This is a genomic window from Tardiphaga sp. 841_E9_N1_2 (genome assembly GCF_051811065.1).
In the GTDB taxonomy this organism is placed as follows: Bacteria; Pseudomonadota; Alphaproteobacteria; order Rhizobiales; family Xanthobacteraceae; genus Tardiphaga; species Tardiphaga robiniae.
Genome location: NZ_JBPWQC010000001.1, coordinates 388,584 through 402,704, shown reverse-complemented (window position 1 = coordinate 402,704; position 14,121 = coordinate 388,584). Strand labels below are relative to the sequence as shown.

Below are 14,121 nucleotides of genomic sequence, written 5' to 3'. Positions count from 1 at the left end.
CCCAAGATGCACGGAAGTACAAGATCGCGAAGCGCATAAAACGTCGATATCAGGCCGATTATCGACGTTGTGTTGTCGAACTATCTCAGAGCGCCAGCGGCAAGGAAGAGCCCCCGCCGAAGCCGTCCACCTCGGCCGCGGGCAACATGTCGGTCTCGCTCTCATGATGCGGACGCGCGGCATAGGGCGCGGCGAACAGGCTGACGCCTTTGTGGTCGATAGCGAAAAGCGGCATGAAATGCGGCAGATCACGTGTTTCCGACAGTCGGGAGTAGCGATTGTCGAGAACCAGCCAGCGGCCATCGACACGGACGGTCAGCACCGCATGGTCCTGGCGCACCGCCATGTCGCGCACCAGCATCATCTTGATATCGGCCTCCGGCACGCCCGTTGCGACGAGCATGGCGAATTTGGCGATCGCATAATCTTCGCAATCGCCGATGCCCGCAGATAGCGTTTCAAGCGGCGAACTCCACAGATCGGCGACGCCGTGTTGCTGATAGTCTCCGACATAGCGGATCGCATAGTTGACGTCGCGATTGATCGCCTCGACGCGTGTGCGCAGACCCAACTCGGCGGCGGAACGCGTGACGGCGACAAACTTGCGCGCACCGGCGGCGCAGTTCTCGCTATCTGCCTTGCAGTCCTCGATCGATTTCAAGTCGGCGCGCATACGCGCTTCCACACCGCGCCATTTCGTCCATAGCAGCCCTTCAGGCGCGCGGAACGTGAACAGGCCGAACGGCTCCTCGCTGGTGGCAGGCAGGATCGCGGCCGGAGACGGCGCATCGCTGATCACCTTGGCATCTGATCCCTGCGACGCGTCCAAGGATGCGAGTTCGATATTGCCGGGCTTTGCACGGTTCTCGCTGTCACGCTTGGCCAGCACCTGGTTGATCGTGAAGAACCGAACCGGCGGCGCGGTCATGCCCGCGATCACCGATTCCATCACGGGGCGCTCAAGCACCGTCTTCTTCGCGCGTGACTTTGCAAATGCTCCATCGCAAGCGCTGACGCTTACAACACCGGCGAGCACGAACCCCAGCGCACGCGGGAATGCCCGCGTCTGATCGATACGCAACATGACTGACGCCCCGTTGTCCGGAGCATCGGCCGACGTCATTGCGTCGATCCCCGTCCGGATCTTGTGGCATCAGGGATAAATCGAGGGCTGCTTCAGGCCGGTTAAAACATGTCAACCTGGGCTTGTATGTCGTTGAACGCGCTCAATCGCCTACCAACGCATTCGCTCGAATTTTAGCGAAGCCTGCGTTTTAAGAGTTCGTTGACTCTGATGGACTGGGAGCAAGGTAACATACGGAGCAGCGGAGATGCTCCGTAGCGCTCTCAGCGTTCGCGAAACGCCTCTTCGCGTAGCATGCGCGCAGGCTTCACGAGATAATCCAGCACCGACTTCTTGCCGGTCAGGACTTCGACTGTCGCTACCATGCCGGGAATGATCGGCAGCGGCTGCTCGGCAGTGCCGAGGTGGTTCTTTTCGGTGCGCACCATGACACGGTAGAACGTCTCGCCGCGCTCATTCTTGTCACCCTTCTCGTCGGTGATGGTATCGGCGCTGATACGTTCGACCCGGCCGTGAAGCGATCCATAGACCGAAGAGTCGTAGGCGCTGAGCTTCACCACCGCTTCATGGTCCGGACGGATGAAGGCGATGTCCTGGGGACGAATGCGCCCCTCGACCAGCAGCGTATCCTCAAGCGGCACGATCTCCATCACGCTGGCGCCTGGTGCGACGACCGCACCGATGGTGGTGACGTTGAGTCTGTTAACGATGCCGTAGACCGGCGACCGCAATTCGGTGCGCCGAACGCGATCCTGCGCGGACTTGATGTTTTCGTCGAGCACCGCGAGATCGCCGCGCGATTTCGCGAGATCATCTTCCGCCGTGGAACGAAATGCCGTGGTGATATTGAGAAGTCGCGACTGCGCTTCCTTCACGGCGGCCTCGGTCTTGACCATGGTTGCCTGCACCACCGCGAGCTGGCCGCGCATGTCCGTGGCCTGCCGGTCGGACCGCAGCATCTCGATCTCGGGAACGACCTTCTGCTCATAGAGCCGGCGCGTCAGCAACGTTTCGCGGGTCAGCAGCGTCAGCGTCTCGGAGAAGCGGGTTTCCGACGCACGGAGCTCGTCGATTTCCTTTTTCTTCTGCCATTCCTGCTGGGCAATCACGTCGATGTCCTGCGCAAGCTTGCGCATATGGGCGTCGAACACGCTGCGTTCGGTCTGAACCGCACGCGGTGCAAGCTTCGTGAGATCTTCCGGAAACTCGACGCTGGTCTTGCCGAAGGTCTCTGCTTCCAGTCGGATCACGCGGGCAGCCATGGCACCGCGCCGCTCGCGGATTTCGCCAAACTGCGCCGCGAAGTTGGTATCTTCGATGCGCGCCAGCGGCTGATCCTTTCTGACGATGGCGCCTTCCTGAATCAGCAATTCGCTGATGATGCCGCCTTCAAGCGATTGCACCACCTGGGTCTGGCGCGACGGCACCACCTTGCCATTGCCGCGCTTCACTTCATCCAGCACGGCGAAGTGCGCCCACAGCAGAAACACGACGAGCAGACCGGTGACGGTCATCAACAACATTCGCGCCGTGCGCGGCGTGCGCATTTCCATGGCCGCACGAACGTCGTTCGAAAATGCGAAATCAGACTGCGACATTGACCGGCCTCCCCGCGGCTTGAGGAGCTTGCGGCTGCGGACGCAAACGCGTCAGGATCTGATCGGCGGGACCGTCGGCGACGATCTTGCCGTTGTCGAACACGAGAATGCGGTCGACCAGCGACAGTAGCGACGGACGATGCGTCGAGACGATAATGGACATCTCACCCTTGGCGAGTGTCTTGAGGCGATCGAGGAATTCACCTTCACTGCGCACATCGAAATGCGCTGTGGGTTCGTCGAGAAACAACACGCGCGGCTTGCGGATCAGCACACGGGCGAGGCCAATCGCCTGTTTCTGGCCGCCCGACAGGCTACGGCCGCCTTCGGCAACCATCATATCGTAGCCCTGCGGATGACCGGCGATGAAGGTCTCGACGCCGGACAGCCGTGCAGCCGCGAGCACTTCCTCATCGGTCGCATCGGGACGGCCAAGCGTGATGTTGTCGCGCAGCTTGCCATAGAACAGATCGGTGTCCTGCAGCACGAAACCGATGCCGGCGCGCAGGTCCGCCGGGTCGTATTGCCGGATATCGATGCCGTCGATCAGGATGCTGCCTTCGCTCGGCGGATAGAACGCCGTCGCCAGACGGCCGACTGTGGTCTTGCCTGAGCCGACCCGGCCGATGATGCCGATCTTCTCGCCAGGCTTCACGTGGAAAGAGATGCCGTCGAGGGCTTTGGCCGGGCTGTTCGGATAGGAAAAGCTGACATTGCGGAATTCGATGCTGCCCTTGGTGATCTCGCGGGCCACGAAGATCTTTTCCGGCGGCCGCTCGCGCTCCGTCGCCATCAGGCGATCGATCGACCGCAGGGCCGACATGGTCTGTGTCGCGCGCGTCATCACGGCCGCGATGCCCGCGATGGGGCCGAGAATGCGGCCCGACAACATATTGGCCGCAACCAGCGCACCGACCGACAGTTTGCCGTCAAGAATGAGGAACACGCCGACCACGACCAGCAACAGGCTGCACAGCTGCGTCGCCACGCTCGCACTGGTCATCGCCAGCGACGACCAGAACTGCACGCCTTCGCTTGAACGCGCAGTCGCGGCGACGGAACGTTCCCACACTGTCTGCACCCGGCTCTCGCCAGCAACTGCGCGAACGGTCTCGATACCGTTCAGCGATTCGATGAGGATGCCGTGGCGCGCGGCCGATTCCGCCTGCAGGCGCTTCATCGCACGATCGAGCGGCCGCTGGATCAAGAGACCGACGAGGATCATCACAGGCAGCATCGCCAGCGGGATCCAGGCCAGCGGGCCGGCAATCACGAACAGCACTGCGATGAAGATGATCGCGAATATCATATCGGTCGCCGACACGACCGTGCCCGATGTGAAGAATTCGCGCACCGAGTCGAAGTCGCGCATCTGATTGGCGAGAATGCCGACCGAGGGCGGACGCTTGTCCATCTTCAGCGCCATCACATGTTCGAAGATGTTCGACGCCAGCACCACGTCGATCTTCTTGCCGGTCATGTCGATGATGCGGCTGCGGACCACCTTGAGCAGGAAGTCGAATGCGATCGCCAGCGACAGGCCGATACCAAGTGCCACCAGCGACGGGATCGCGCCATTCGGAATGACGCGGTCATACACGCTCATGGTGAACAGCGGCGCGGCGAGCGCCAGCATGTTGACGATGAAAGCTGCAATGGCGACATGGCTGTAGTTGGAGCCGAACCGGCTGACGACGGACCAGAACCAGTGAGCCTTCGGCAGATCGCCGGTGGCGATCGCGCGCGGATCGCTGACGGACGCCGGACGGACGAAATAGACGAAGCCGGCATATTTCTCTTCGACGGCTTCGATCCGCTCCATGGCGATCGCACCGTCACCGACGGGGGTTGCCAGTGTCAGACGGCCACTCGCCAGATCGATGCCGCGCAGAATCCGCGTCGAACCATCGTGAAACAGAAGCACAGCAGGCAGGACCAGCGCAGGGATATCCTTGAGCGGTCGCTCGTTCAGTTCGGCCTCGAGGCCCGCCCGCTGCGCCGCGCGCTCATACAGAGCCGTTGTCAGCACGCCGCGCTCGACCGGGAGACCGGCAAGCAGCGCACTGCGGCTGACAGCTCTGCCGTGGTGAGCGGCGAGATAAAGCAGGCTGTCCGCTAACGGATCGGCATGCTGATGCTCGACCCCCGCTACGGGCGCAGCCGGCAGGTCCATTGCAATATCGAACTGGGGTGAGCGAATGTTCAATGCAGCCTCGGAAATTCCAGGCGCCTTGTATGACCCGTGCGCGGATCTACTGGCCTTACAAAATATGACTTGCCAGCTTTACAGGCGATCCTTGCGGAGCGCCTGTACTATTTCGCGGTTCAGACGAATTGCTGAACTTACGGTAAACCCGACCGCGGATTATGAATCTGCGTACTTAACTGGTTAACGGCGCCCCGCAGAAGCATCGGCCGACACGCTGCCCTGCCCGACCTGGCCCGATGTCACGAACAATGCGTTGGCGTTCGACAGATCTTGCGAGGCCCAGCGATCACCGAACAGCACGGCTTTCGGTTCCAGCGCCGGTGCGAAAGGCGAATTCCAGGTCTGGAAGGGCAGAACCGTATTAAGCGGTTCGGATCCCGGCTCCGGCGCCGTCAGCAGGATCGGCGGCAGGCGATACGGGATAAGACCGGATGCACGGCTCTCGATCGGCTCAGACTCCGGCGGCTTGCCGGTCTTCAGATAGGACAGCAGCTGTCCCATGGCCGCCAGCAACTGATAGTCGGCGAACACGGTGACGCCGCGTGCAGACACCAGTGAGACGTTGGCGTTGAAGTACTGGTTCTGCGAGTTGAGCAGATCGATCAGCGTGCGCTGGCCGAGCTCATATTCCTTGTTGTAGGCCACGAAAGTACGGCGAGCGGCTTCAACTTCACGCACCAGCGCTGCAGCACGCTCCGTCGTGATCGTGCGCGCAGCCCATGCCTTGTCGAGCGACTCCAGCGCATCGCGCTGCAGGCGTGCATGACGCTGCTGCTGCTCAATCATGCGTTCGCCAGCTTCGGCGCGCTTCCACGCATCCTGACCGCCGCGGAAGATATCCCAGCTGACGACAACCTTGCCGCTGACTTCGTCGCGGTTGCCCGGATAGGTGATCGAATCCTTGCCGCGCAGCGCGCGGCCTTCCAGGGCGACGTTCGGAACGAATGCGCCGGCGGTCGAGTCGAAAGCACGCTTGGCCGCATCTACATCTGCACCAGCGGCGCGGATCGTCGGATTGTACTTGAAGGCGACGTCGAGCGACTCGTTCTTGGTTGCCGGCATATCCGGCAAGCGACCGGGGAAGCGCACATTGAACGGCTCAAGACCGACGGTCTTGCGATACTTGGCGCGCGCGAAATCGAGGCTGAGGCGGAAATCCGACAACACGGCTTCTGCTGCGGCTACACGCTCTTCCGCCTGCTGGGTATCGCCCTCACCGGCACGACCGCCAGCGAAACGCGCACGGACATTGGCGCGCAATTCGAGATGCACCTTGAGATTCTGTTCGGCAAGCGCGACCAGACGCAAATAGCGCGTCACATCGACATAGGCTTCAGCAGCATCGAGCGCGATCAGTTCGGTCCGTTCAAGCACCCGGAACGCCGCAGCATCGACGCGCGCAGCCTGACGCCAGATGTCGTTGATGGACGCAAAGCCGTCGAACACCAGCTGGCGCACCGTTACCGACGCCTCGCTGCCGTTGACATAAGAGCCATTGCCGGCCGGCGCAGGAACGATCGCCCGGTTCAACATCTCGGGGCCGGTATTCGCCTGCAGCCTGATCTGAGGCAGCAAAGTACCTTGGCTCTGGCGAAGCTCGGCTTCGGTGGCGCGGCGATTGGCAGACGCCTCGCCGACACCTGGGTTCGTCCTTACCGCCTGATTGATGGCGTCAAGAATGAAAAATGGTTCGGCTGCATGAGCGAACTTGCCGCTCGATCCCAGCAATACAACTACAAGGAAAATCTTTGCGATCTGCTTCATGGATTGAGCGCTAACAAGAAACGGAACTTGCCGCAATCCGAAAGCCACATTTTGGATCGAAAACTGACTCATTGTTGCAAGAATGCATTACCTCGTCCGGAGGCGGCACGGTCCGTTTATATGTCACGGCACTGTCATTTTCGGCCCTGATTTCAGGTATTTATCAATACCTAACAACAGGTTAACACGATTTCGTGAGCGGCAGAACCGCCCCCAGGACGATCAATGCGCGCTGGGCGGGCCAGAGCGCGCCCAATTGTGGCAACCATCGCTATTTCGTAAAATGGAAAAAGATACGACATGAAGGGATCGTGGTAGTCCCTCACCGACACCAATTCAGGCGAATGCACGCTGTGGGTGCATCGATTCGGGTGAGCTACGCCCGGCGGGGCTAGTTCCGCTTGTAGTCATCCTCGATGCGAACGATGTCGTCCTCGCCAAGATAGCTGCCTGTCTGCACTTCGATCAGCTCGAGCGGAATCTTGCCGGGGTTTTCCAGACGATGCGTGGCACCGAGCGGAATGTAGATCGACTCGTTCTCGTGGACGGTCTTGATCAGATCGTTGATCGTCACCTTCGCGCTGCCACGCACAACGATCCAGTGCTCGGAGCGATGGTGGTGCATCTGGAGTGACAGCCGCTCGCCGGCTTTCACCACGAGACGTTTCACCTGATAGCGCTCGCCATCCTCAAGAGCCTGCACAGATCCCCATGGGCGATGCACCTTGAGATGATCCTCGGTGACCTGCGGCGCCGTGACCTTCAGCTTCGCCACAAGCCGTTTCAAGCCGTTGGCATCCTTCTGACGGGAGACCAGCACGGCGTCGTGCGTCGCCACCACCACGAGATCGTCGACGCCCTCCAGCGCCACCACCGGACCATCGCTGGCCACGTTGCAGTTGCGCGAGTCCTCGAACACAGCCACGCCCTGCGCGGCATTGCCTTGCGCATCCTTGTCGGACAGCTCCCACACTGCGAGCCACGAGCCGACATCCGACCAGCCGCAGGACACCGGCACCACGGCCGCCTTCCTCGTCTTCTCCATCACGGCATAGTCGACAGAGATCGATTTTGCCTTCCCGAAAGCGTCCGCATCGAGCGTAAAGAAGCCGAGATCGCGGCCGGCTTTCGCCACAGCGCTGGTGATGGTCTCGACACTATCGGCGTCGACACCACGATATTCATCGAGCAGCATCCCCGCCCGAAACATGAAGTTGCCGCTGTTCCAGAGATAGCCGGCCTCAATATAACCGGTTGCCGTCTGCAGGTCCGGCTTCTCGACGAATTTGGCGACGCTCTTCACCTTGTCAGAAAGCACCTGGCCTGGTGAAATATAGCCGTATTCGGTGGCCGGACGCTCCGGTTGCACGCCGAACGTCACGATGTGCCCGGCATCGGCAACCACCAGACCAGCCCGGCACGCCGCCACGAAAGCCGGGACGTCGCGCACCACGTGATCAGCCGCAAGTGCAAGCACGACCGCGTCCTCATCGCGGGTTTGGGCGAACGCGGCACCGGCGGCAATGGCCGGGCCTGAATCGCGCCGCGCCGGCTCGAGCAGAATGTCTGCATCGAGCCCGATCTCGGCGAGTTGTTCGCGCACCATGAACCGATAGGCGGCACTGGTTATGACAATGGGACGATCGAACAGGCCAGCATCGGATACGCGAATCACGGTGTCCTGAAAGGTCGAGCGCGGCCCGAATAATGGCAGAAATTGCTTCGGTCGCCCCTCACGCGACGACGGCCACAGGCGCGTCCCGGCACCGCCACACATGATCAGGGGAATAATGCGCTTGCTCATCAGTCGCTCTCAACCCTTCGCGTTCAGATTACCGTAGTGGCTGCGATACCACGTCACGAATTGCCGAATCCCCTCCTCGATCGAGGTATCCGGCTTGAAGCCGACGTCACGCATCAGATCGTCCACATCGGCAAAAGTCTCAGGCACATCGCCCGGCTGCATCGGCAGCATCGTCTTGATTGCCTCAAGCCCCAGTTCCTTCTCAAGAACGGAGACCACATGCAAAAGGTCCTCTGGCTTGTGGTTACCGACGTTATAGATTCGCGCTGGCGCCTCGTCCTCGCTACCCGTCGGCACGTGATCAATCAGCCGCCCGATAGCACCGACAACATCATCGACATAGGTAAAGTCGCGCCGCATGTTACCGTGGTTAAACAGCTTGATCGGCTGCTTGTCGAGGATCGCCTTGGTAAATAGGAAGATCGCCATATCCGGCCGGCCCCATGGACCGTAGACGGTGAAGAAGCGCAGCCCGGTGGTCGGCAGTCGATAGAGATGGCTGTAGGAATGCGCCATCAACTCGTTGGCCTTCTTCGTCGCAGCATAGAGACTGACCGGATTGTCGACTCTGTCGCTGACGGAGAACGGTTTCTTCTTGTTGGCGCCATAGACCGAGGATGACGACGCATAGAGCAGATGCGCGCAGCCATTGTGCCGGCATCCTTCGAGGATATTGAGAAAGCCCTCGAGGTTGGCATCGGCATAGGCGTGCGGCTGCTCGATGGAATAGCGCACACCCGCCTGCGCAGCGAGATGAATGACAACAGGGAATTTGTATTCGCCAAACAGCGCCGAGATCGCGGGACGATCTGCCAGATTCGCTCTCACAAAGGTAAAGCGAGGCTGGCCCTCCAGCAGCTTCAGCCGCGCCTCCTTCAGCGCCGGATCGTAATAGCTGTTGACGCTATCGAGACCAACGACCGTTCGGCCTTCGGCCAGCAGCTGCCGCGTCACGTGGAAACCGATGAAGCCGGCAGCACCGGTGACAAGGATGGGTTGTTCAGACATCGTGTCCCCAGACATTCGCCAGAAATCGCCATGTTGCATGACGATCCGTGTCGCATTCCATTAGCCATCCAGGCGATGATGTTGCAACACTTCGGCATCGCAGCATCCGATTGCGTCAGAAGCGCGGCCTTCGCCGCTAGCTATGCCATGAAAACAAGATAAGAAGAGCCGCCGTGCATAACTCCGAACTATTTGTCTCATTGCGACCCAAATCTTCCCCACAACGCATGTCTTTCCTGCGATCAATGTCATCCCGATGTCGTCATTCGAATTGATTACAACCTTCATCGCTCTGGTTGTAGCCGCCGTTCTGTCCGCGGTTTGCATCAACGCTATTCATCCGCTGCTCATCCGCTATGCAATGGCGCGACCGAACGCCCGATCGTCCCACAAGGTGCCTACACCGCAAGGCGCCGGCATCGCGGTGATATCAGTCACGCTGCTGGTTGCCGGGTGCTCGATTGCAAGTCTTTCCGTTTCAGCGACACCGGCGCTGTGGGTGCTGTTCGGGGCAACGATCCTGATCGCGACCATCGGCGCGATTGATGATCTGCGTCCGATTTCCGTGGCGCCGCGACTGCTGCTGCAAGCCGTCAGTATTGCCGCGATCCTGTTTGCTCTGCCCCCGACACTGCAGATTACACCGGACCTGCCTCTCTGGATCGAACGCGGCTTGCTGCTGCTGGCTGCACTCTGGTTCGTCAATCTCGTGAATTTCATGGATGGGCTCGACTGGATCACAGTGGCCGAAGTGATTCCGATCACCGCGGCGCTGGTGCTGATCGGCTTCTCCGGGCAACTGCCGTTATCAACGGCGCTCATTGCCGCTGCGCTCTGCGGCGCCACACTCGGCTTCGCGCCGTTCAATCGGCCCGTTGCGAAGATGTTTCTGGGCGACGTCGGCAGCCTCCCCATCGGGCTGTTGCTGGCTTGGTGCTTCCTGCAACTGGCCTATGCGCACCATCTGGCTGCCGCCATCCTGCTGCCGCTGTATTACCTTGCCGATGCGACCATCACCCTGCTGCGGCGGTTGGCAAAACGCGAACCGGTATGGCTGGCGCATCGCTCGCACTTCTATCAGCGCGCGACGGACAATGGCTTCACCGTGATCAAGGTGGTGCGAACGGTGTTCGTACTCAATATCGGCCTGGCGGCCCTGGCCGGGCTGTCTATTTATCTTCGCTCAGCTATTACCGACACGACTATACTTGTACTTGGCGGCATCGCCGTCGCGCTGGTGTTGCGCTCCTTCTCGATGCCGCGCCGCTGACGCAGACTCACTGTGCCGCCGCCCGATATTCCGGCACCGCATCCTTCAGCGTCGCCACAGCGACCTCGTGTTGATCCGCCTCAATGGCTTTCCGCAAGATCGCGAGCCAGCTGTTCAGCGTCTCCAGCGGCAGTTCATTCGGGCGGGCAGCGACGATGCCGGCGATACCGATCTCGCTGGTTGGCTCCTGATCGGCGAACAATATCTCGTTGAGCCGCTCGCCCGGTCGAACACCCGTGAACACGATATCGATATCGTAGCCGGGCTGAAGACCGGACAGCCGGATCATGCGGTCGGCGAGATCGACGATCTTCACCGGCTGCCCCATGCTGAGCACATAGACCGATGCATCCGCATGCTGCGCATTCATCGCATGGGTTGCAGCGGTGACGACCAGATCGCAGGCCTCGCGGATGGTCATGAAGTAGCGCACCATATCGGGATGCGTCACCGTCACCGGCCCACCGGCTTCGATCTGCGCCTTGAACTTCGGCACGACGGACCCATTCGACGCCAGAACATTACCGAACCGCACCGAGATTAGCCGCATGGGTGATTTGGCGTCACTGCCGCTGATGGCGTCGCCATCGAGCGCCTGGCAATACATCTCGGCAAAACGCTTGGTGAGGCCGAGCATCGACACCGGCTCGATTGCCTTGTCGGTCGAGATCATCACCATCGCATCAGCGCCCGATGCGAGCGCCGCATCGGCGACATTCACAGAACCGAAGATGTTGGTTTTGACACCCTCGCCCCAGTCACGCTCCAGGATCGGCACATGTTTCAGCGCGGCTGCGTGAAACACCGCATCCGGCTTGAAGGCGATCATCAGTTGATGAATGCGCTCGCGGTCCCTGACATCGGCGATGCGGCCCTCGATCGCTGCGCTGGTGACCTTGGCCGCCAGCTTTTCCATAGCCGCATGAAGCGCCGGTTCTGAATTCTCGATGATGAGCAGCCGTGCCGCGCCGAACGTGATGACGCGGTCGCAGATCTCGTAGCCGATCGAGCCGCCACCGCCGGTCACGACGATCGCCTTGCCGCGCACGAAATTCTCCAGTCGGGCATAGTCGATCTTGACGCTCGGCCGCAGCAACAGATCCTCGACTGCCACCGGCGCCAATTGCGGCGTATCGCGGCTTTCCTCGAGCGACGGAATCCGGCTAACCGTCAGCCCAAGCTTGCGCGCACGCATCAATACCGACTCAGGTAACGCCTCTGCTTCAAACGCCGACGGCGTCATCACGATCCGTTCGATCGGGCGTTGCCGCGTGCTGAAGTCATCAACGACATTACCGAGATCATCGATGCCGCCCAGGACCGGCACACCTCGGATCGCCTGTCCGCGGTCTGACATCGCCGGCGACAAGATACCAACCGGCCACATGCGCTTGACGGCACCACTCTCAATACCGCGCAAGAACACCTCGGCATCGGCCGCACGACCAATCAGCAGTGCCGGCGACGCATCCATCGCGCGCGCCTGATTGCGCGTGCGCGTATAACGGAAATAGCGATAGGCCAGTCGCGATCCGCTCAGAAAGAATATCTGGATGAACCAGTAGATGATGATCGTTGTCTTGCCGAGGAAGAACGTGCCGTACACGTTCGGCGCCAGGAAGATATAGTCAAGCACCAGAAGTGCGCCCGTCAACACCGTGGATGCCTTGATGATATTCAGCAAATCGGGCAGCGAGATGAAGCGCCACTTCGTCGTCGTCAGATTGAACAGGTAACAGACGAAAAAGCTGAAGACGACGAAGTACGGCAGGATCTTCAGGAGCAGCGGCAGCCGATCCCACAGATTTTCGCCATCGAAACGCAGCACGAAGCTGAGAACGACCGCGGCCGCCGTGACGATGGCGTCATGCGTCGCAATCAGCCAGTTGCGAGCAGAAAACTGTGTGATGCGTGTCATGACTGTCCGCTGCGGGCGCGCTCGACCAGCGACGTCGTGCTGTGGCCTTGCAGGATATCGATCAGGATCACCTCTCCGCCGTTGGCGGCGACAACCTCATGGCCGACCACCTGCTCTCGCGTGTAATCGCCGCCTTTGACCAGCGTCGCCGGCGCGATCTGCGTAATCAGGTTCAGTGGGGTATCCTCTTCGAAAATCACAACCAGATCGACCGCTTCCAGCGCCGCAAGCACTTCTGCGCGAGCGCGTTCGTCCTGCACCGGGCGCCCCTCGCCCTTCAGACGCTTCACCGACGCGTCGCTGTTGAGGCCGACGATCAGGCGATCGCAAGTCGCGCGCGCCGCCGTCAGAACCTTTACATGACCGGGATGCAGGATATCGAAACAGCCATTGGTGAAACCGATCCGCAACTGCTGCCTGCGCCAGTCGGCCAGTTGCGCATTGAGCTCAGTCGATGCCACGATTTTTTCTTCGGCGGCCAGAAATGCATGCGGCAAGATCCTGCGGCGCAGTTCGGACGGTGTGACCACCGCCGTCCCCTTCTTGCTGACGGCGACCGCTGCCGCGGCAGTTGCCGCGCGCAACGCCGCTTCCCAGTCAGCCCCGGCCGCCAGAGCTACAGCCAGCATCGCCGCCACCGTGTCGCCGGCACCCGAGACGTCGCGCACCTTGACCGGCAGCGCCGGCACATGGATGGACTCCCCATCACGCGGCACCAACGTCATGCCATGCTCGCTCTGGGTCACCAGCATCGCGGCACAGTCCGCTAGAATCATCGCTTCCTGCGCGGCAGTCGCGATGTTGATGTCGCTATCCGCACGGCTGCGCGTTGCCTCGGCGAATTCCTTGCGGTTCGGCGTCAGCAAGGTCGCGCCGCGATAGATCGCAAAATTTGCGCTCTTGGGATCGACGATGACGCGCTTGCCGAGCTTCTTTGCCGCGTCGATGACGTTGCGGATCACCCGCGCGGTCAGCACGCCCTTGGCGTAGTCGGACAGCAGTACGATGTCGACACGCGCGAGCTGCGGCAGAATCGTATCGATCAATTGCTTCTCGATGACCGCAGACGCCGGTGTAGCCAGTTCCCAGTCGGCGCGCAGCATATGCGTCGCGAAATGCTCGGACACGAAGCGCACCTTGCGTGTCGTCGGGCGCGATGAATCCGCGACCAGCAATGCTTCGATCAGAGGCTCCTGCGCGAGCGCATTCTCGAGCGTTGCACCGGCATCGTCCTCACCGACCAGACCGACAAAGATGCATTTCGCGCCGAGGGCCGCAATATTGCGTGCGACATTGCCGGCGCCCCCGATATTGATCTCGCTGCGCTGGACCGCGATGACCGGCGCAGGCGCTTCCGGCGAAATCCGCGACACCTCGCCATAGACGAATTCGTCGAGCATCAGATCGCCGACGCAGAGCACTGTCTGGTCGGCAATCGCGTGCGACAGGGCGTCGAAATCAAACAT

The 14,121-nt window shown here is 60.9% G+C and carries 9 protein-coding genes; 1 reads left to right on the top strand and 8 read right to left on the bottom strand.

What is annotated here, in order from left to right; genetic code table 11:
• Nucleotides 1–85: 85 nt before the first annotated feature.
• The 6 genes from AB8A50_RS01780 to AB8A50_RS01755 all read right to left on the bottom strand — a co-directional run bounded on the left by AB8A50_RS01780 (nt 86) and on the right by AB8A50_RS01755 (nt 9,467).
• Nucleotides 86–1,123 (bottom strand): transglutaminase-like cysteine peptidase, encoded by a 1,038-nt coding sequence (locus AB8A50_RS01780; RefSeq protein ID WP_244528488.1) that lies wholly within the window; start codon nt 1,121–1,123, stop codon nt 86–88.
• A gap of 224 nt (nt 1,124–1,347) precedes the next feature.
• Entirely contained in the window at nt 1,348–2,682 is a 1,335-nt protein-coding gene (locus tag AB8A50_RS01775; RefSeq protein WP_439076556.1) for an HlyD family type I secretion periplasmic adaptor subunit, read from the bottom strand.
• A complete protein-coding gene (locus tag AB8A50_RS01770; RefSeq protein ID WP_439076555.1) occupies nt 2,669–4,855 on the bottom strand; it encodes a type I secretion system permease/ATPase in 2,187 nt (728 codons plus the stop codon). Before AB8A50_RS01770 ends, AB8A50_RS01775 begins: the two co-directional genes overlap by 14 nt.
• A gap of 216 nt (nt 4,856–5,071) precedes the next feature.
• On the bottom strand, nt 5,072–6,655 hold the full coding sequence (locus AB8A50_RS01765; protein WP_439076554.1) for a TolC family outer membrane protein: 1,584 nt from the start codon (nt 6,653–6,655) through the stop codon (nt 5,072–5,074).
• A 391-nt stretch (nt 6,656–7,046) separates the two neighbouring features.
• Entirely contained in the window at nt 7,047–8,459 is a 1,413-nt protein-coding gene (locus AB8A50_RS01760; protein WP_439076553.1) for a mannose-1-phosphate guanylyltransferase/mannose-6-phosphate isomerase, read from the bottom strand.
• Between the two features lie 9 nt (nt 8,460–8,468).
• Nucleotides 8,469–9,467 (bottom strand): NAD-dependent epimerase, encoded by a 999-nt coding sequence (locus AB8A50_RS01755; protein ID WP_439057857.1) that lies wholly within the window; start codon nt 9,465–9,467, stop codon nt 8,469–8,471.
• A 256-nt stretch (nt 9,468–9,723) separates the two neighbouring features.
• Between AB8A50_RS01755 and AB8A50_RS01750 the strand changes: the two genes are divergently transcribed.
• Nucleotides 9,724–10,737 (top strand): MraY family glycosyltransferase, encoded by a 1,014-nt coding sequence (locus AB8A50_RS01750; protein ID WP_439076552.1) that lies wholly within the window; start codon nt 9,724–9,726, stop codon nt 10,735–10,737.
• 7 nt (nt 10,738–10,744) lie between these two features.
• On the opposite strand, the gene AB8A50_RS01745 is transcribed toward AB8A50_RS01750, so the two are convergent.
• Complete coding sequence (locus AB8A50_RS01745; RefSeq protein ID WP_439076551.1) at nt 10,745–12,655, bottom strand: SDR family NAD(P)-dependent oxidoreductase; 1,911 nt, start codon at nt 12,653–12,655, stop codon at nt 10,745–10,747.
• Entirely contained in the window at nt 12,652–14,121 is a 1,470-nt protein-coding gene (gene rfaE1 / locus AB8A50_RS01740; RefSeq protein WP_439076550.1) for a D-glycero-beta-D-manno-heptose-7-phosphate kinase, read from the bottom strand. The genes AB8A50_RS01745 and rfaE1 overlap by 4 nt, the downstream gene beginning before the upstream one ends.

Bases quoted from the DNA above. Each gene is read 5' to 3' on its own strand.
- AB8A50_RS01765 (WP_439076554.1), bottom strand. From the start codon at position 6,655: ATGAAGCAGATCGCAAAGATTTTCCTTGTAGTTGTATTGCTGGGATCG.
- AB8A50_RS01755 (WP_439057857.1), bottom strand. From the start codon at position 9,467: ATGTCTGAACAACCCATCCTTGTCACCGGTGCTGCCGGCTTCATCGGT.
- AB8A50_RS01745 (WP_439076551.1), bottom strand. From the start codon at position 12,655: ATGACACGCATCACACAGTTTTCTGCTCGCAACTGGCTGATTGCGACG.
- AB8A50_RS01760 (WP_439076553.1), bottom strand. From the start codon at position 8,459: ATGAGCAAGCGCATTATTCCCCTGATCATGTGTGGCGGTGCCGGGACG.
- AB8A50_RS01780 (WP_244528488.1), bottom strand. From the start codon at position 1,123: ATGACGTCGGCCGATGCTCCGGACAACGGGGCGTCAGTCATGTTGCGT.
- rfaE1 (WP_439076550.1), bottom strand. From the start codon at position 14,121: ATGTTTGATTTCGACGCCCTGTCGCACGCGATTGCCGACCAGACAGTG.
- AB8A50_RS01775 (WP_439076556.1), bottom strand. From the start codon at position 2,682: ATGTCGCAGTCTGATTTCGCATTTTCGAACGACGTTCGTGCGGCCATG.
- AB8A50_RS01770 (WP_439076555.1), bottom strand. From the start codon at position 4,855: ATGGACCTGCCGGCTGCGCCCGTAGCGGGGGTCGAGCATCAGCATGCC.
- AB8A50_RS01750 (WP_439076552.1), top strand. From the start codon at position 9,724: ATGTCGTCATTCGAATTGATTACAACCTTCATCGCTCTGGTTGTAGCC.